The following is a 17,060-nucleotide window of genomic DNA, read 5'->3' as shown; positions in this document are numbered from 1 at the left end:
GATTGTGAGGTGCGGTTGAGGGAGGTGTTGTTCTGCCCCCTTCCACCCGGGCGAGGTGTAATCCGTCTCTGCTTCCGGCGTGCGCAGGAAATGCGGGGTCCAGGCCTGATCGGTCAGGTCCCCGCAGTTCCTGTCCCTGGACGCGGGCTTACTTTTTCTTCAGTACGTCACGGATTTCAGTAAGCAACTGTATGTCGGCGGCCGGAGCTGATGGCGCTGCCTCTTCCTCTTTCTGCTTCATGCTGTTTGCTGCACGCACGATCAAGAAGAGGATGAAGGCAATTATCAGGAAGTTGACCACTGCAGTGATGAAGTTGCCGTATGCCAGGACAGCTCCCTGTTCCTTGGCTGCGTCAAGCGTTGTTGCAGTGACACTGCTGGCCAGCGGCGCAAACATGTTCGAGAAGTCAAGACCACCGAATATGGCGCCGACAATCGGCATGATGATGTCGCCAACCAGGGAACTGACTATAAGACCGAAGGCACCTGCTATGATCACGCCGATAGCCAGGTCCAGGACATTGCCCTTGAAGGCAAATGCTTTGAATTCGTTGAACATGGAAAGTTCCCTCCGGCTATTTGTATACGGCTTCTTTGCCGAAGTGTTTGGTGAGCATGTAGTACACAACCGCCCGGTACTTGTTCCGGTTTGACCTGCCATAGGTGTCCATGACAAAGGCCAGTGCCTGATCAAGATCTGATCCGTTCGGCAATCCGAGCTTCTTGATCAGGAAGCTGTTCTTGACGGTCTCGAGCTCCGATTGGTCCGAACCCGATACGGTTGATGCATCGGCATTGTAGATCGAAGGGCCACAACCGACTGTGACCTTGGTGAGAAGGTTCATGTCTGGCGTCATGCCGCATTTGTCTTTCAGGTCGCTTGCATATTTGGCGATCAGGTCGTCTCGCTTGCTCATGGGAATCCCCTCTGCATGTTTGTCTGGTAGGTGTCAATTAATCGGCACGGGTTCGCTCAACACTCTCCGGCACGCACAATCAATCGCTCACAGGCAGCTTATGTACAGTATTGTATAAATTCTAAAAACGAATAATATCTATTGTTTATATGAAAATAATTTATAGATAGAAATCAACCATGGACATTGTACTGATCAAGACATTCCTGAACGTCCTCGCATCCGAAAGCTTTGTTGGAGCAGCCGATCGCATGTTCGTGACGCAGTCCGCCATCAGTGTTCGGATTCAAAAGCTGGAAGATACCCTGGGCCAGAAGCTGTTTGAGCGATCAAAGAGCGGCGTGGTCCTTACGCCCGACGGCGCAAAGTTTGAGCCTTATGCAAGATCATCACTGCAGCTATGGGATGAGGCGTTGTATCAGATTTCCCTGCGCGACGGCCTTGACGGTAGTTTGTCTCTTGCCTGTGAAGATACCTTGTGGCCCGAGCTTTCCAGCAGGTGGCTTGGTGAACTCAGCAAGGCGCTTCCAACAACGGCATTCAACTTCCAGATCGGTACACCGCAAAGCATGTCAAACATGCTGCTGCGCGGCGTGCTTGATATTGCCGTGATGTACAATCCGGAAATTCGCCAGGGCTTTAGGGTCGAACACATCATGGACGATCGTCTCATTCTGGTTTCAAGTGAAGAGGGCAAGGGCGACGTTCTGAGTGATGACTATATCTACACAAACTGGGGACCAGAGTTTGCCATGGCCCATAGTCGCTGGTTTCCCGAAGCCAAGCCACCTCAGCTGATGATGCAGGTCGGGGCGTCGGCACCGAAATTTCTGATGGAACGCAGGAAATCAACTTTCCTGCCCTACCGAATAGCTGATGACTATGTTGCGCGTGGACAGCTGCATGTCGTCAAGGACAGCCCGTCGTTTCCATTTCCCGCTTACGCAGTCTGGACCGAGAAAGCGCGCACCGAGTTGCGCGACGAAGCACTGAGTAGCCTACGCCACTCGGCCAAGAATGCCCCATGGATAGAGATTGAACACTGAATACAGGGTGATCTGTCGGTGTTTTCCATCGGTTCATTTTAACAAGATCGCAGATCAGTTTTCCGAAAGCGCGAAAAGAAAGAGTAATTTGATAAACCGCCGGACGAGCTTGAATCATGTTTTGTAACAAGTGGATAAAGGGCAGTTTTCTCTCAATAAAAATGGCCGGAAGTTAAGTTTTGTTAGTATATTTCGGCACTTGGCTAAGTTCTTGGTAGTATATTTATGTTAATCACGACCTCTAATCCCGGAGGTTGTGACCTGTGACTGATACAAATCACCTGCGCGCCATGGTTGATGATCTGAGAAGTTCAATTGACCTGAAGCCGTCAGATCAGGACAGGGATGATACTCAGATTCAAAGTCTGTTATCTGACCGATCAGCGCTGAAGCGACTGGTGTCGGAATACCGGATTCTCCGCGAAGCCCTCGACAAAAGCCCGATGGCCTATTGCGTCTATGACGAACGTGACCGCCTCATTGCCGCAAATCCTGCCTATGAACGCCTGCATCCGGGGCTGGCTGAACTGCGGCTTCAGGCCAGCGACAAGGGAATAGACCTTTTCTATGCCGACCTGGTACGCAGGGAACTTGCCGGCAAGGTGTCTTCTGATGAGCTTGAGGCTGCGGTCTCAGAACGGGTCGAAGCGCAAAAATACGCCGATGGTGCGCCTGTGGAGCGCAGTTATCACGGCAGCGGGGACTTCCGGATAATGAAGTACCGACTGTCATCAGGTGGCAGCGCCGGCATTGCCCTGGACATTACCGAGCTCAAGCAACGCGAAGCCGAACTGGACAGGGCCAGGAACGTGGCCGAAGAGGCTACCGAACGCGCGGAAACCTCCCTTAAATCGGAACGATCCCGCAAGCTGCAGGCCCGGCAACTGTCCGAACTGGGAGAGTGGCTGCAAAGCTGCAAAACCGTTCAGGAACTGTTTGTTGTCGTCGAGCGCCTGATGCCGCAAATGTTCCCGTCAAGCGAGGGCGAGCTGTACATTTATTCCAACTCCCGCGATGTCCTGGACGGGGCCTGCCAGTGGAACCGCGACGGCCGCCTGAACAAGCACATCCAGCCGGATGACTGCTGGGCCCTGCGGCGCGGGCGGATGATGCGCTACGGCGAAGGCCTGTCCAATATTCCGTGTGCCCATGCGGCCAAGTCGGAAGCGGATGGCGAGCAGATACCGCCCTATGTATGCATTCCGATACTGGCCCACGGCGAAACCGTGGGACTGCTGCACATCAGGTTTCCGAAACTGGGCTGTTCCGAGCAGCAATGCCTGGATGACAGGGTATTGTCATTCGCTCTGCAGTGCGCCGAGCACATCAGCCTGGCCGTTGCAAACGCAAAACTGCGCGATGAGCTTGAACAGCAGTCGATCCGCGATCCCCTGACCGGGTTGTACAACCGCCGCCACTTCATGAACCAGATGCACCATGCCATGAAGAAATCCGGCTCGGCTCAGAAGTCTGTCGGACTGATCGCGCTTGATGCGGACAACTTCAAGACATTTAACGATGTGCACGGTCACAATGCGGGCGACGTGGTGTTGTGCGCAATTTCGGAAGCCTTGCTGGAGGCAGTCAGGCCGACCGATACCGTGGCCCGCTTTGGCGGCGAGGAATTCGCTGTCCTGTTGGCGGACACCAACACACAAGCCGCGGAGGATCGCGCCGAAGCAATTCGCGCCGCCATTTCGGGCCTTTCAATCCGTTATGGTGAAGGTGTGCTGCCGCAGGTGACGGTATCGTGTGGCGTCGCGGGAACGTCCGAATTTGGATATGTTCCGCAAGAGTTGTTGCGGGCCGCCGACATGGCGCTCTACCGCGCCAAGGACACCGGAAGAAACCGTGTCTGCCGGGCAGACCCTGCCGATGCAGCCGGCCGGTCCTCCTGATCTGCTGCTGTGCCTGCCGGATCTAACGGACTAACAGACGTTTTTATTGAGTTGTGCAGCAGAAGCGGCCAGCGGCGTCGTAATGATGCAATTGGACCGGCCGAGACCCTGGACCTGGACCTTGGCCTGAGCCTGCTGGTTCATACTGATCTCGGATGGCGCCAGCAGCGGGCCAACGACAATGAGCGCGCCGAGTGCCACTGCCATGCCCATGCACAACCAGGCAATCGGACGGTTGTGGGTCGACTTGAGCGTGGTACGCTGCTGTCCCGGATAATGCCGGTGGGCGGTGCCACGTTGCACGCGGGTTCGCAGAGATGACCTGTTGGCAGCTTTAACCGGTGCCTCATCCTGCAAGTATCTCGATTCATAGCGCCACACTATCTCCGACCTGCTGCGTTTTGACACAAACCGCCTGCCTTTTATCTCCGTCTGCAGCATGCGCACCGCGTGCCGCCTGTGACTGGCAGCCAGTTTCCTGGCCAGCGTCTGAAGGTTTCTGTGATAGGAGAAGTGCCGCCTGTAGAACTGCCGCTCCAGCTTGGCTGCAACCCGTTTGAAACGGGCAGGATTCTGATTGCCCAGAATGATAAGCTTGTATTGTCTGCCGAGCTTGTGGGAGAGGAAGCAGAATTTTGCATAGTGCTGGCTGAGTTCGGGATACCTGCGAACCAGATGATCCCACCGGTCGTCCAGCTTCAGATAGACCCTCGGGCGGATATGGGGCCGCGCCGGTGCTGCCTGTTGCTGCTGCATCTGCAGTTTGATTTGCGCACGCAAAGCCAGGTATTGCTTGAGTTTGTCCTCATCGCGAAGGACTTCGTAAGCCTCTTGTATCTCCTGAAATCTTTTCTCGGCCTCGGTGTCCTCGCCTGAATGCAGGTCCGGATGGAATTTCTTGGCCAATGCCCGATGGGCCGCCTTTACCACTTCCGGAGGCGCCTGAGACGACAGCCCAAGTACCGCGAAGTAGTCCTTACTCGGATCACACTGCATTTTTACACAACCCACAACTGCCCTTCAACTCACGCATGCGTTTGGCACGTGTGTGAGAAAGAACCCTTCAGGAGCCATCCCAAGTTAGTGGAAGCCGCATCACGCCTCCCCCCTTAGCCTAAGTGAAGATGAATATATTGACCACAATGTGGCTTTATCGATCACGGCCCCAATCTTGCATTGTTAACTGCCCCTTTGGCCGCTGGAGTCCCTCGAAACGGACTTGCCAACAGTGCCCGGCATCTTTCAGTGCAGCATTCGCCGTCCCCTGGCACCGCCTCTGCGGTGCGGGCTGGGCAGCGACAAGTCCAGTGGCTGCGGCGGCATCCGTGTGGACGCAATCAAAAGGTCGCAGAAAACTCCAATCGCCGGAGCTGTTAACCTGAGCGGTAGCGCCTTTTGATACGCCGTCATCGCCTGGTGATAGTAATCGCTGTCAGCAGGCAGCGAGCCGAGCCATTCCATGAAACCGAGTTGGCCGAACTCGTTGGCCCTGTCATGCCCGGTGTGGTGCAGCTGAAGTCTGTCTAGAAGCCGGTTTAGTACCATGGCGCCCTCCGCGCAGTGGACGGGTCGTCTGGCGCAGGCATTCCATGGTGTCTCGGCAGTGCCGGTCTGTCATCACAATGCTCCTTGCCGGGGCACCCCGCCCGGGTTGAGTTGAATTGCGATGGCAGGTCTCCTGACTTGCGGGTCTCAGCCTTTTCCGAACCTTCCCGGGCAATCGGGCCCAGTGGTGTAACTCGGGTCGGCTCACCGCCTACAGTTGCGGGGGCAGTCACGGATTTGACGGGTTTTCACCAGCCGCACCGTATTCCCTTTAAATCCCGTGCCGCCGGAGCGGTTCGGGAACCATCAACATTCATTAAATATGAGGGGTCCGATTTGTCAATCGGCCGATGGAAAGTGTCAACGCCCGCCGTCAGGGAATAGTCACTCCGCTGCCATCGCAGGTGTCAGCTGGCACATGGCGTCGGCGATGTGGCAGGCCAGCCCGGCCGCGACGGCAGAGGTGATGGCCACTGAACTGGAACTGGTGTAAGCGAGCCGATAAGGCCGCCCATGATCTCCAGCACCGTCGGCGGGTTTTAGGCAGCGGCCATCCTCTGCGATGGTTCAGGTCTTAGCTGTCGACCCTGCAGAATATGCTCGATCGATAGCCCCAGGATGAGAACAATAGCACCCCAAATCGGCTCACCTTCGCGCACCAGATACAACCAACCTATGCCCCCTGCAACTTCCATCAGGGTAAAGAAAATCGTTCTGACATCGACGACATATTTCCAAAAACTGTCCCTTTTGAGCAGGGCCATTTCCATGCTGTGCTCAGCAAGCATGAGCACCATGAGAACTGCACCAGCCAACCAGAAGTCCACCTCGTCCGCCAACCATAACCAGACAATCCATATGACAATTTCGGTCAAAGTAACGATGACCAGGCCGACGGCTTTTTTGGCAACGGATGTGGTTTCGGACGCGACACCTTCCTTTGGCCTGTACACTCTTTGAATCCAAGTAATGACAGCGATGCGCTCGGTCAGGAAGCCCGCCCAGAGAATGATGTTCGCAAGAATAAAATAGCCGAGATCCTGATATGTCAGCCAGTAGTGAAGCGCCAAGAACTCTCCCGCTGTCGCAATGATAAAGGGCATTACATCAAGCTTGAAATTTGTTTCACTCATGATCCGCGGGTTCCGGTACAATTAGAGAAAATAGGTCCTAGGTCGTTTTGAGGTACTCAACCAAATCGCCGACTTTTTAGTTGAGCAACCGAGCGGCTATCTCGCCTCTTTCTGTAATTGGGTCTAGGCCTTAAGTATAATGAAGTGCCATGACGAAAGCAATATTGTGCTGACACTGCTTTCAGCCGAAGGGTTGAATGTAAATCAGCTCGGCTACGAAGCATTGTCAGATGTCTGCATTGGGTCAGAAGCGGGCTTTCGTTCGGTTGATTTGAACGGCAGCTTTGTCTGCTAAGCCGACATTCAGTCGCCGCTTTCCGCGCAGTCCATATTTGCTGAGTTGCGCTTGACTGCCGCAACGCCCGCCGTCAGGGAATAGTCACTCCGCTGCCATCGCAGGTGTCAGCTGGCACATGGCATCGGCGATGTGGCAGGCCAGGCTGTCGATGGCGGCATTGGTCTTCGATGACCTGATCAGTCCGATGTCGAATATTCCCAACGGTGGAAAACCATCGGTTTCGCTCAATACCCGCATGCCCGGGCGCATGCAGATTTCAGGGATGGCCGCAATGGCCAGTCCGGCCGCGACGGCAGAGGTGATGGCCACTGAATTGGAACTGGTGTAAGCGAGCCGATAAGGCCGCCCGATCACCTCAAGCCCGTCCAGCGCCATCTGCCGCCAGGCACAATCGAACTGGGACAGGGCCACCGGCAATGTATCACTGCGATGTACCGAATGGCGCGCGGACGTCACCCACAAAAGCCGTTCCGAGCGGATCACCTGTGCATTGGCGATGTCGCACTCACAGGTGATCATGGCCAGGTCGAGATCGCCTGACTTCACCATGTCGACCATGGTGCGGCTGGCCTGGCATTCGACGTCGACCTGGACTTTCGGGTTGGTACGGGCAAACCGCGCCATCACGTCCGGCAGGATGCGGTCCGCGTAATCGTCCGGCGTGCCGAAACGCACATGACCGGATATCTCCGGCTTGGTGAAAACCGTCATCGCCTCATCGTTCAGCTGGATCATCCGGCGCGCGTAATCCAGCATCATCTGGCCGTCCGACGTCAGCGAATTGGACCGTCCGACCCGCGCAATCAATGGCTTCCCAACCAGGTCTTCCAGGCGTTTGACCTGCATGGAAACAGCTGACTGGGTGCGGCCAACCGCTTCTGCGGTGCGGGTGAAATTGCCGGTTTCCGCCAGTACGGCGAAGGTTTTGAGCAGGTCGACATCCAGGTTGGGCAGCATTTGGAGTTCTATCAATATTGTTGATGATTGTCATAAATACTATTCGTTGGATTGATGTTTAGTCAAGGCGCATATTGTGAGGCAGTCAAAACGACAAGCAAATCCCGCCGGGTTCCGGCGGCCCACTGCGGAAGGCCGGAAAACCGGTTTTCCGCCAACAGGAGACTATTGCCATGACTGATTGCACCATCCAGCAAACTCGCCCGGCTGCAACCGGGTTTTCCCTGGCCGCGCTGTTGCGCAACTGGCGCGCGCGTTCAAAGGTTCGCGCCTTGTATGACCTTGATGACCGGATGCTGACCGACATCGGTGTGCGGCGTGACGAAGTCATCTGGGCTTCACACCTGCCGCTGACAGTCAATGCTGCGCTGGAACTGGAAGACGCAGCTTTCCGCCGCCGCAGAAAGCATCGCCGCAATTGAACCCGGTATCAGTAACCAAGCCGGCGATTGACCGAGTCCAACAAATCATCGGCGGCGTTGCCTGACCCGGTTCGGGTATCGCCGCCGAGAATGTCATCCAGCGTAGTGCGGCCGCGGCCGATGGCATCGTCATTATAGGTCGGGCGCTGTCTTGTGCTGCGGCTCCGGCCACCGCCACCCATGCCGCCGCCGAGAATGTCGCGCAGCAGATCATCAAGGCCACCGCCCGGTGCGGGTGCGCGCTGTTGCGGTTGCGGCGCCGGCGAGCGCTGCTGGCCTGATCCGCCACCCAGGATGTCACCGAGAATATCACCCAGACCACCACCCTGACCGCCCCGCGGTTGCCGCTTCTGGCCGCCGCCGAGAATGTCACCGATAATATCACCAAGGCCGCCGCCTTGCCCGCCGCCTGATCCGCCACGCGGGCTTGGAGCCGGTGCGCCGCCGGTCATGCGCTTGAAAATGGCGCCCATGACCATGGACGCAATCACCGGTAGCATTTTCTTCAGGATGGCGCCGCCAATGCCAGTGGTACCGGCTGCCTGCATGGCGACCTCGCGGCTGACTTCCTTGCGCCCGAACAGATGACCGAGAATGGCATTGCCGTCGTTTTTCACGCTGTCGTACTGAACCGCTGAATCGTCATCCAGGTAGCGCTCGTGCCCGCCGCCGGACAGCGCTTCGAACAAGGATACCATGCCATCGGGTTCCCGCGTATTGCGGCGCACCCCGGACGTTACCATGGGAGCGAGCTCGGCGACGGCAGCCAGTGTCTGCTCGCGCGACAGCCCGAACTGCTGGCCCAACACATCCAGCCCCTGCCCATTATGGGACCGGGCAATCATCTCAACGATATTCATGGCATCTACTCACTTTGATAAAGCTCCCTCATCCGAAGGCTAGTTTAGTCATATTGCGCGTTTCAGCAATTCCCCGAATACATCACCCAGATCAGGTGTTTTCTTGCGGCGCGAGCGGCTGCGCTGTTTGCGGCGCTTGCGTGAGTTCTTGTAGGATTTTGCATAGGTGGCACGGCTGCGCCGCCGCCTGCGTTTGGCCGGCACATGGGTGATGCCCTTGATGATGGCTTTGACAAGCTCTGACATGAATGTCGACGTGATACCGCCGGTATCAGCCGCCAGGTAGGTTTGCTGACCGCGTTTGACCAGCGCTGCGACACACAAGGTGGCCGCCAGCGTCATCATACGCTCCATCTTTTCTTCGGTAATGCCGTGCGGCTTGCGTAAGGAGCGTGCGACGGTGCGCGCCCGTTCCAGCGAACCATAGACATGGGCGAGAATCTCCTCGCCTTCTTCGACCGCTTCGCGCGACAGCAGTGCGTCCGGGTTGGTCAGGTAGTCATCATGCTCGCCGGCTTCGATCACGTCCAGCAGGAGTTCCAGCTCTTCCGGATCGCGCGCCTTGACGGCCATTTTCGAGCCGATCTCGCGGACATGGGTTTTCAATGCCTTTTCTGCTGTATCGATGCTGTAATTGCCGGCCAGCGCCAGGGCGCCGGCTGTCTTGCCGTCGTTTGCAGCCAGAATGATATCGATCAACTCGGTGGCCTGGTCGCTCATGTGGCGTCTCCTGTAATAGGGGCCCGCACGGCCATTGTCCGCACCAGCATGAAGGCAGTGACGGTGGCAGCCAGCCCGAACACGATATTGACCGCGCCCATCCCGACGAGCACGCCTGTTGCACCACCCCACGCCGCGCCAAGGTGCAACAGCGGAATGGTGCCGACGGTAGCCTTGCCCCAGTTGAACCACATCGACCATTTTGGCCGGTCGAGATTGTTGAACGCGGCTTGTGCCACGAACTGTGCGCCGGCAAAGGCCCAGGTTATGGCAATGAAGCTGTAGTAGAACGTGATCAGTTCCGCGGCCGCAGGAGTGGCGCTGAACCAGGCCGGCATTTGCCCGGCAACGGCGAGCAGGACAATGCTGACGCCGACGGTATAAAACGTTGAAAACACCATCGCATCCTTGAGCGTCTGGCTGACGCGATCAAGTTTGCCGGCACCGTAATTCTGCCCGATGATCGGCCCGACCGCGCCTGACAGCGAGAAGATGACCCCGAACGCCACCGGCACCAGCCGGTTAATGACGGCAACCGCGGCAACTGCGTCATTGCCGAAGGTGGCTGTGATGCGGGTCATGTAGGCAATTGCAAACGGGGTGGCGAGCTGGGTGGCGATTGCGGGCAGGGCAATGCGCATGATCGGACGCAGGTTTTGCCTGATGGAGGCAATCCGGGGCCGCACAACGAACTGGTGGTGGCGGTGCAGCGCATACAGTCCGACGGCAAACGAAGCCAGGTTGGCGAACACGGTGGCCAGCGCTGCGCCCCTGATCCCGAACTCCATCCAGAAAATGAAAATCGGGTCCAGCACGGCATTTGCAATGGCCGTGACCAGCGTGACGTACATGGCCCGCCTGGGGTCGCCGATAGCGCGCAGCACGAAGCTGACGGTAATCGCACCCGCCAGCAGCAGGAAGCCGGGTGCGATGGTCAGGAGATAGGACCGCGCCAGTTCAAGCGCTTCCCCGGATGCCCCCAAAACAGACAGCATGGGCCGGGCAAACACCACAATTGCTATGGCAACGGCGAGCCCGGTGAACAGGCTCAGGCACAACGCAGCGGATGCGGTTTCGCGCGCCTGGTCTTCGTCACCGCGCCCCATGGCCTGCGCTACCAGCGCACCTGCGGCAATTGCCAGGCCAAGCCCGACCGACAGGTTCGAGAACACGATAGTACCCGCAAATCCGATTGCGGCGGTGATCTCAATCTGGTTCAGCAGCGTCAGAAACCACAGGTCGGCCAGGTCAACCAGGAACATGGCCATCAGGCCGACGGCGCTGGTTGCCGTCATGACAACCACATGCCGCATGGTGGAGCCGGTTACAAAGCGTGCGCCTATGCGTGTGCCGTTGGAAGGAGCGCTCATCCGGAAACCTTCAGGATTCCAAGATGCGTCAAGCGGTTTTCCAGATCGCCGATGCCGTTGAACAGGATACCGGTCATGCCGGTCCTGGCCGCGCCGTCGCAATGGCGTTGCTTGTCGTCAATGAAAATGCAGTCTTCGCAAGCGCTGCCGAGCCGGGTTGCAACCTGTTCAAAGACTTTGCCATCCGGTTTCTTGGTGCCGAAGTCGCATGAAAAGAACGCCCTGTCGCCGAACAGGTCTGCAGTTTCAGGCGCAAGCTCAGCAAATGCGGCTTTGGTCAGCGGGCCGTTATTGGTCAGCATTGCCAGCTTGTAGTGTTTTGACAGCCTGGTGGCCAGGTCATGCATATCCGGCCAGTGCTGCATGGCGGCGGCGCGGCTGGCAATCCATTCATCACGGCTGAGCCGGTAACCGAGGTGGTCATTGAACGCGCTGAGGTACGCAGCATCATCCGCGCATTCGCCGCTGTCTGCGGCATCTTCGAAGCCGGAGCCCCAGATCCGGTCCAGGATGGTTGCCCTGTCCAGGCCGGCGATGCCGGACAGGGCATCAAGCCTTGCCGGACGGTCGTAGGCGGACAGGACGCCATCAAAATCAAATATGATGGTGGTGAACGTCATTGTTGTCTGGCTCAGGCCGCCGTGCCGCCGACGGTGATCCGGTCCAGGCGAACGGTTGGCTGGCCGACCCCGACGGGAACGCCCTGGCCATCCTTGCCGCATGTCCCGATGCCCGGATCAAGCTGCATGTCGTTTCCGATCATGGAAATACGGGTCAGCGCGTCCGGCCCGTTGCCGATCAGGGTGGCGCCTTTTACCGGCGCGCCGATCCGGCCGTTTTCGATCCGGTAGGCCTCGGTGCACGAAAACACGAACTTGCCGCTGGTAATATCTACCTGGCCACCGCCGAATGACACCGCGTACAAACCGGACTTGACCGATGAGATGATGTCCTGCGGATCGCTGTTGCCGTTGATCATGACCGTATTCGTCATGCGCGGCATCGGGTGGTGGGCATATGACTGCCGCCTGCCATTGCCGGTTGAACCTTCGCCCATCAACCTGCCGTTCATGCGATCCTGCATGTACCCGACCAGAATGCCGTCCTCGATCAGAGTGGTTTTCTGGGCCGGTGTTCCTTCATCATCCACCGACAGTGATCCGCGCCGGTCATTGAGAGTGCCATCATCCACGATGGTGACACCCGGGCTGGCGACACGCTTGCCCATAAGGCCGGCAAAAGCGGAGGTTTTCTTGCGGTTGAAATCCCCCTCAAGCCCATGGCCGATGGCTTCATGCAGCAGGATACCCGGCCAGCCGGGGCCCAGGACAACGTCCATTTCTCCGGCCGGGGCATCTTCTGCCTCAAGTGCCACAAGACTTTGCCGCAGGGCTTCACGCGCCGCTGCCTGCCAGCTGCCGGTGTCAATGAAGCCTGCATAGTTTGTGCGCCCGCCTGCACCATAACTGCCGCTTCCGCGTTTTTCCCCGTCACCGGTGACGACCGATACGTTGAAACGGACAAGCGGCCTGCGATCGCTGACGGTGTGGCCTCCCGGGCGGATAATGTCGACAGCCTGCCACTCACCGGCCAGCGATACCGTCACCTGTCGCACCCTGCTGTCGAGGTTGCGGGCAAATTCATCCACCTGCTGCAGCAGGCGCACCTTGTCTTCAAAGGCCATGGCCTGCACCGGGTTGTCGTCGCTGTACAGGCTTGTATTGGTGCGCGGCGGGGCTGCCGATATATCGCCGGAGCCGGACTGGATGCTGCGGACCGTGTCGGCAGCCCGGACCAGGGCCGCCTGGGACAGCTCAGCAGAATGTGCATAGGCTGATGTTTCGCCACAGACCGCGCGCAGCCCAAAACCCTGGTTCACGTCAAAACTGGCGGTTCTCAGTTGGCCGTCGTCAAACACAAGGTTTTCGGACTGGCAATACTCAAGGAACAGTTCACCGTCATCGCTGTTGACGAGGGCGTCCTCGGTCAGCCGCAATGCGGCTTCGCGTTCTAATCCGGTTTCCGCGAAGAAAAGATCGTCACTGGCAGTGGTGTCAGTCATGGTCGGCTGGCCTCCGGATAAACATACGAAGCTTCATCGTTAGCGATATCATCCGATGGTGCAACTGCAATGACAGCCAACCGGCGATACCGGCATACAGCCTGACGGTGAAAGTGAGGCAGGCTGAATCACAACAGCCTGCTCCATTTTCCGAGCAAGCTCTTCTAGCTGTTGTCGAGCAGGGCCTTGTAGGATGCCGTAAAGCCGTTCAGCGAGATCGGCATCTTGATGGCAGCACCTGGCGCTTCATAAATAATAAAGTTGGCCGACTGGCCCGCCTTCATTTTGGCCAGTGTCGCTTTTTGCGCCTCTGCGGTTGCCGTGCACAGGCCGGGTGCCGAGCGGGTTTGTGGCAGGCAGCGCACAAACGGGACCCGGCCAACCGCGGCGCCGTCGATCTCCAGCGCGATACCGGTGGGCAGGAACACGCCAATCGGGGCCATGATCTGCATCATGGTCGCTGACCTGTCGCCCTGCTTCTGCTGGCGCATGATCAGTGACAGGGCAATCTGCGGGCGTTTCGTGTCACGGCTGATCTGCACCATGGCGCAGACTTTTTGTGCCGGAATATCCTTGCCCTTGGAGTCCTTGCGGGCAGGGCGTGATTCACACTGTACTTTCCACTTGCCGTTTTCAGCAATCAGTTGCGGTGCCGGACGGTTTCCTCTTCCCGCAGCCGGTGCGTTGACGCGCGGCCCGAACTGCTTGGGTGACGGCGGTGGCGTCTGTTGCTGTGCCGTGGCGGATGTTGCCATGACAGTTACGATACCTGCCGTTGCCAGAGCTGACATGATACCGGCTGTTGCCAGCAGTGAAGCTGTGTTGCGAATCACGTTGAATGTTTTAGCCACTGGATACCTGCTCCCTACAGATTGACTGAATTTGAACTGCCGCTCATTCCGAATAATTGCCGTGTATGCCAGAGGCGAGGCCAATTTAGCAACCCGACTGTGCGATTTCATCTTCGAAACATGCTGATTGACTGATTTTGATGATCGATATGCACTCTTCGTGCGCAATTGAGGCTTTATTGCGATCATTGTCGACCTTGTGATGCAGCAACTCCAAACCGTGCAATTTTGACGCGCCCCATGACAGTTGCAGGCATTGATCGATTGTGGTTCAACAGACACATGGCAGAAGTGCGGCAATCATATCTACAGCCAAGCCTGCACATTTGAATGCAATGCATGGCGGTTTTACCACCGCCTGCGAATTTTAAGAGGGCAATATGCGCAAATTGTTTGCGAGCTTGACTGTATTGGGGGCGGCCTTGTCGGCAGCACCCGCTGCGATCGCGGCGGGCCTGGGCCAGCCGGTAGAATGGCAGATGGACCTTCAGGAATCGGCATCGCCGGTCATGACGTTCATCACCGACTTCCACAATGGATTGTTGGTTCTGACCACCATAATCTGCCTGTTTGTTCTGGGCCTGCTGATCTGGGTTTGCGTGAAATTCAACGCAAAAGCCAATCCGGTTCCGTCCCGCACGACGCACAACACTCTGGTTGAAGTAGTGTGGACCGTAGTCCCGATCCTCATCCTGATCGGCATCGCCATCCCGTCGTTCCGGCTGCTGTATTTCCAGCGCGACTTTCCCGCAGCTGAAATGACCGTCAAGGCAATCGGCAACCAGTGGTTCTGGTCTTACGAATATCCTGAGCATGATGTATCTTTCGACCAGTATCTCAAGGCCAAGGACGAACTGAAAGACGGAGAGCCTTATCTGCTCGCCACCGATACCGAGGTGGTGGTTCCCGTCAACAAGATCGTGCGTGTCATCGTGACTGCCAACGATGTTCTGCATGCCTGGACGATCCCATCCTTCGGTTCGAAGATTGACGCGGTACCGGGCCGGTTGAACGAAACCTGGTTCAAGGCGGAAAAGGAAGGCATCTTCTACGGCCAATGCTCTGAACTGTGCGGAAAAGACCATGCCTACATGCCGATTACTGTGCGTGTCGTGTCTGAAGATGAATACAAGGCCTGGCTCGAGAAGGCCAAGACAGCCGGCGTCGAACAGGCGCAGGAGCATCTTGCCGGTATTCTGAAGACCAAGGGCAAGCTGGCGCTTGGGACTGCCGGCGGGTCCGCAAACTGATTTGACTGTTTAGAACGAGGGAAAGCCTTATTATGGCAAATGCAACAACGGCACATGACGATCATGAGCACAACCCGACCGGTTGGCGCCGATATGTCTACTCCACCAACCACAAGGACATCGGCACGATGTATCTGTGGTTTGCGATCTTTTCCGGTCTCGTAGGCGGCTTCATGTCGATCATGATGCGCTGGGAACTGATGGAGCCGGGCATCCAGATTTTCCACGGCCTTGCGCACATGGTCTATGGTGTCGGAGACACGTCTGCCGATGCCATCGATGCCGGCAAGAACATGTTCAACGTGTTCGTCACGGCACATGGCCTGCTGATGATCTTCTTTATGGTCATGCCCGCGATGATCGGCGGCTTCGGCAACTGGTTTGTGCCGTTGATGATCGGTGCGCCTGACATGGCGTTTCCGCGCATGAACAACATTTCCTTCTGGCTGTTGCCCCCAGCGCTTATCCTGCTGGTTCTGTCCATGTTCGTGGAAGGCTCTTCAGGCACCTTCGGTGTCGGCGGCGGCTGGACGCTGTACCCGCCATATTCCACTACCGGCCAGCCCGGGCCTGCCGTGGACTTCGCTATTCTCTCCATGCACCTTGCAGGCGCGTCTTCCATTCTGGGTGCGATTAACTTCATCACCACCATCTTCAACATGCGTGCGCCGGGCATGACCCTGCACAAAATGCCGTTGTTCGTTTGGTCGGTGCTGGTCACCGTGTTCCTGCTGCTGCTGTCGCTGCCGGTCTTTGCCGGTGCAATCACCATGCTGCTGACGGACCGCAATTTCGGCACGTCGTTCTTCCGTCCTGAAGGCGGCGGCGATCCGATCCTGTACCAGCATCTGTTCTGGTTCTTTGCCCACCCTGAGGTGTACATCCTGATCCTGCCCGGTTTCGGTATCGTGTCGCAGATCATCTCCACCTTCTCCAAGAAACCGGTATTCGGGTATCTCGGCATGGCTTATGCCATGGTTGCCATCGGTCTCGTCGGCTTCATCGTGTGGGCGCACCACATGTACACCGTCGGCATGGCTGTGGATACGCAGGCCTACTTCGTGGCCGCTACAATGGTCATCGCAGTACCCACCGGCGTGAAGATTTTCTCCTGGATTGCGACCATGTGGGGCGGATCGATCGAATTCCGCACACCCATGTTGTGGGCGATCGGTTTCATCTTCCTGTTCACCGTCGGTGGCGTGACCGGTGTTGTGCTGGCCAATGCCGGTGTCGACCGTTCGCTGCATGATACCTATTACGTTGTGGCGCATTTCCACTACGTGCTGTCTCTGGGTGCCGTGTTCTCGATCTTCGGCGGCTGGTATTACTGGTTCCCGAAAATGTTCGGTTACATGTACAACCCAACCCTGGCGCGGGCTCACTTCTGGATCCAGTTCATCGGTGTGAACCTGTTGTTCTTCCCGCAGCACTTCTTGGGATTGGCCGGCATGCCGCGCCGCTATATCGATTATCCGGACGTGTTTGCAGGCTGGAACTACGTATCCTCGATCGGATCGTACATCTCCGCATTCTCGATCCTGATCTTCCTGTGGTGCATCATCGAAGCCTTCATGAAGAAGCGCGTAGCCGGTGACAATCCGTGGGGTGAGTCTGCAACAACGCTGGAATGGACGCTGTCGTCACCGCCACCGTTCCACCAGTTCTCCACACTGCCGGTCATCCGGTAGGCAGAAACAAGACACCCCGGTCCGCTGCTTCATTGTTGCG

General features: G+C 57.3%; 17 protein-coding genes and 1 riboswitch. Of the genes, 5 read left to right on the top strand and 12 right to left on the bottom strand.

The window, feature by feature from the left end:
• Positions 1 to 148 precede the first annotated feature (148 nt).
• Both mscL and DHN55_RS01725 read right to left on the bottom strand, forming a co-directional pair.
• The gene (gene mscL / locus DHN55_RS01730; RefSeq protein ID WP_108879685.1) at positions 149 to 559 is read right to left on the bottom strand and encodes a large conductance mechanosensitive channel protein MscL; all 411 of its coding nucleotides are present in this window, start codon (positions 557 to 559) and stop codon (positions 149 to 151) included.
• 16 nt (positions 560 to 575) lie between these two features.
• Entirely contained in the window at positions 576 to 917 is a 342-nt protein-coding gene (locus DHN55_RS01725; protein WP_108879684.1) for a DUF2853 family protein, read from the bottom strand.
• Positions 918 to 1,096: 179 nt separating this feature from the next.
• On the opposite strand from DHN55_RS01725, the gene DHN55_RS01720 reads away from it, so the two are divergent.
• Together DHN55_RS01720 and DHN55_RS01715 are read left to right on the top strand one after the other, a co-directional pair.
• Entirely contained in the window at positions 1,097 to 1,963 is an 867-nt protein-coding gene (locus DHN55_RS01720; protein WP_108879683.1) for a LysR family transcriptional regulator, read from the top strand.
• A gap of 263 nt (positions 1,964 to 2,226) precedes the next feature.
• Positions 2,227 to 3,861 (top strand): diguanylate cyclase, encoded by a 1,635-nt coding sequence (locus tag DHN55_RS01715; RefSeq protein WP_108879682.1) that lies wholly within the window; start codon positions 2,227 to 2,229, stop codon positions 3,859 to 3,861.
• Between the two features lie 30 nt (positions 3,862 to 3,891).
• Here the strand turns inward: DHN55_RS01715 and DHN55_RS01710 are convergent, their stop codons facing one another.
• The 4 genes from DHN55_RS01710 to DHN55_RS01695 form a co-directional block, all read right to left on the bottom strand.
• On the bottom strand, positions 3,892 to 4,857 hold the full coding sequence (locus DHN55_RS01710) for a DnaJ domain-containing protein (protein WP_108879681.1): 966 nt from the start codon (positions 4,855 to 4,857) through the stop codon (positions 3,892 to 3,894).
• A gap of 246 nt (positions 4,858 to 5,103) precedes the next feature.
• The gene (locus tag DHN55_RS01705) at positions 5,104 to 5,406 is read right to left on the bottom strand and encodes a hypothetical protein (protein WP_108879680.1); all 303 of its coding nucleotides are present in this window, start codon (positions 5,404 to 5,406) and stop codon (positions 5,104 to 5,106) included.
• A 106-nt stretch (positions 5,407 to 5,512) separates the two neighbouring features.
• A riboswitch (cobalamin riboswitch) is annotated at positions 5,513 to 5,729 on the bottom strand.
• Positions 5,730 to 5,945: 216 nt separating this feature from the next.
• Positions 5,946 to 6,539 (bottom strand): hypothetical protein, encoded by a 594-nt coding sequence (locus tag DHN55_RS01700; protein WP_337659798.1) that lies wholly within the window; start codon positions 6,537 to 6,539, stop codon positions 5,946 to 5,948.
• 379 nt (positions 6,540 to 6,918) lie between these two features.
• On the bottom strand, positions 6,919 to 7,794 hold the full coding sequence (locus DHN55_RS01695) for a LysR substrate-binding domain-containing protein (RefSeq protein ID WP_108879678.1): 876 nt from the start codon (positions 7,792 to 7,794) through the stop codon (positions 6,919 to 6,921).
• A gap of 173 nt (positions 7,795 to 7,967) precedes the next feature.
• On the opposite strand from DHN55_RS01695, the gene DHN55_RS01690 reads away from it, so the two are divergent.
• Positions 7,968 to 8,216 (top strand): DUF1127 domain-containing protein, encoded by a 249-nt coding sequence (locus DHN55_RS01690; protein WP_108879677.1) that lies wholly within the window; start codon positions 7,968 to 7,970, stop codon positions 8,214 to 8,216.
• Positions 8,217 to 8,224: 8 nt separating this feature from the next.
• On the opposite strand, the gene DHN55_RS01685 is transcribed toward DHN55_RS01690, so the two are convergent.
• The 6 genes from DHN55_RS01685 to DHN55_RS01660 all read right to left on the bottom strand — a co-directional run bounded on the left by DHN55_RS01685 (position 8,225) and on the right by DHN55_RS01660 (position 14,079).
• Positions 8,225 to 9,076 (bottom strand): DUF937 domain-containing protein, encoded by an 852-nt coding sequence (locus tag DHN55_RS01685; RefSeq protein ID WP_108879676.1) that lies wholly within the window; start codon positions 9,074 to 9,076, stop codon positions 8,225 to 8,227.
• 48 nt (positions 9,077 to 9,124) lie between these two features.
• The gene (locus DHN55_RS01680) at positions 9,125 to 9,796 is read right to left on the bottom strand and encodes a DUF937 domain-containing protein (protein ID WP_337659797.1); all 672 of its coding nucleotides are present in this window, start codon (positions 9,794 to 9,796) and stop codon (positions 9,125 to 9,127) included.
• Entirely contained in the window at positions 9,793 to 11,166 is a 1,374-nt protein-coding gene (locus tag DHN55_RS01675) for an MATE family efflux transporter (RefSeq protein WP_108879674.1), read from the bottom strand. The genes DHN55_RS01680 and DHN55_RS01675 overlap by 4 nt, the downstream gene beginning before the upstream one ends.
• Positions 11,163 to 11,786 carry an HAD family hydrolase gene (locus DHN55_RS01670; protein ID WP_337659796.1) on the bottom strand — a complete coding sequence of 208 codons (624 nt, stop codon included), beginning with the start codon at positions 11,784 to 11,786 and terminating at the stop codon, positions 11,163 to 11,165. The genes DHN55_RS01675 and DHN55_RS01670 overlap by 4 nt, the downstream gene beginning before the upstream one ends.
• Positions 11,787 to 11,797: 11 nt before the next feature.
• Positions 11,798 to 13,228 (bottom strand): metalloprotease TldD, encoded by a 1,431-nt coding sequence (gene tldD, locus DHN55_RS01665; protein WP_108879672.1) that lies wholly within the window; start codon positions 13,226 to 13,228, stop codon positions 11,798 to 11,800.
• Between the two features lie 164 nt (positions 13,229 to 13,392).
• Positions 13,393 to 14,079, bottom strand: coding sequence for an invasion associated locus B family protein (locus DHN55_RS01660; protein ID WP_337659795.1), 687 nt, complete (start codon positions 14,077 to 14,079; stop codon positions 13,393 to 13,395).
• A 380-nt stretch (positions 14,080 to 14,459) separates the two neighbouring features.
• Between DHN55_RS01660 and coxB the strand changes: the two genes are divergently transcribed.
• Together coxB and ctaD are read left to right on the top strand one after the other, a co-directional pair.
• Positions 14,460 to 15,329, top strand: coding sequence for a cytochrome c oxidase subunit II (gene coxB / locus DHN55_RS01655; protein WP_108879670.1), 870 nt, complete (start codon positions 14,460 to 14,462; stop codon positions 15,327 to 15,329).
• A 32-nt stretch (positions 15,330 to 15,361) separates the two neighbouring features.
• A complete protein-coding gene (gene ctaD, locus DHN55_RS01650) occupies positions 15,362 to 17,020 on the top strand; it encodes a cytochrome c oxidase subunit I (protein WP_108879669.1) in 1,659 nt (552 codons plus the stop codon).
• Positions 17,021 to 17,060: the final 40 nt, after the last annotated feature.

Origin of the sequence: Anderseniella sp. Alg231-50 (genome assembly GCF_900149695.1) — a bacterium.
In the GTDB taxonomy this organism is placed as follows: domain Bacteria; phylum Pseudomonadota; class Alphaproteobacteria; order Rhizobiales; family Aestuariivirgaceae; genus Anderseniella.
Note: the sequence above shows the minus strand (reverse complement) of the source record. Positions and strands in the feature narration are given on the sequence as shown.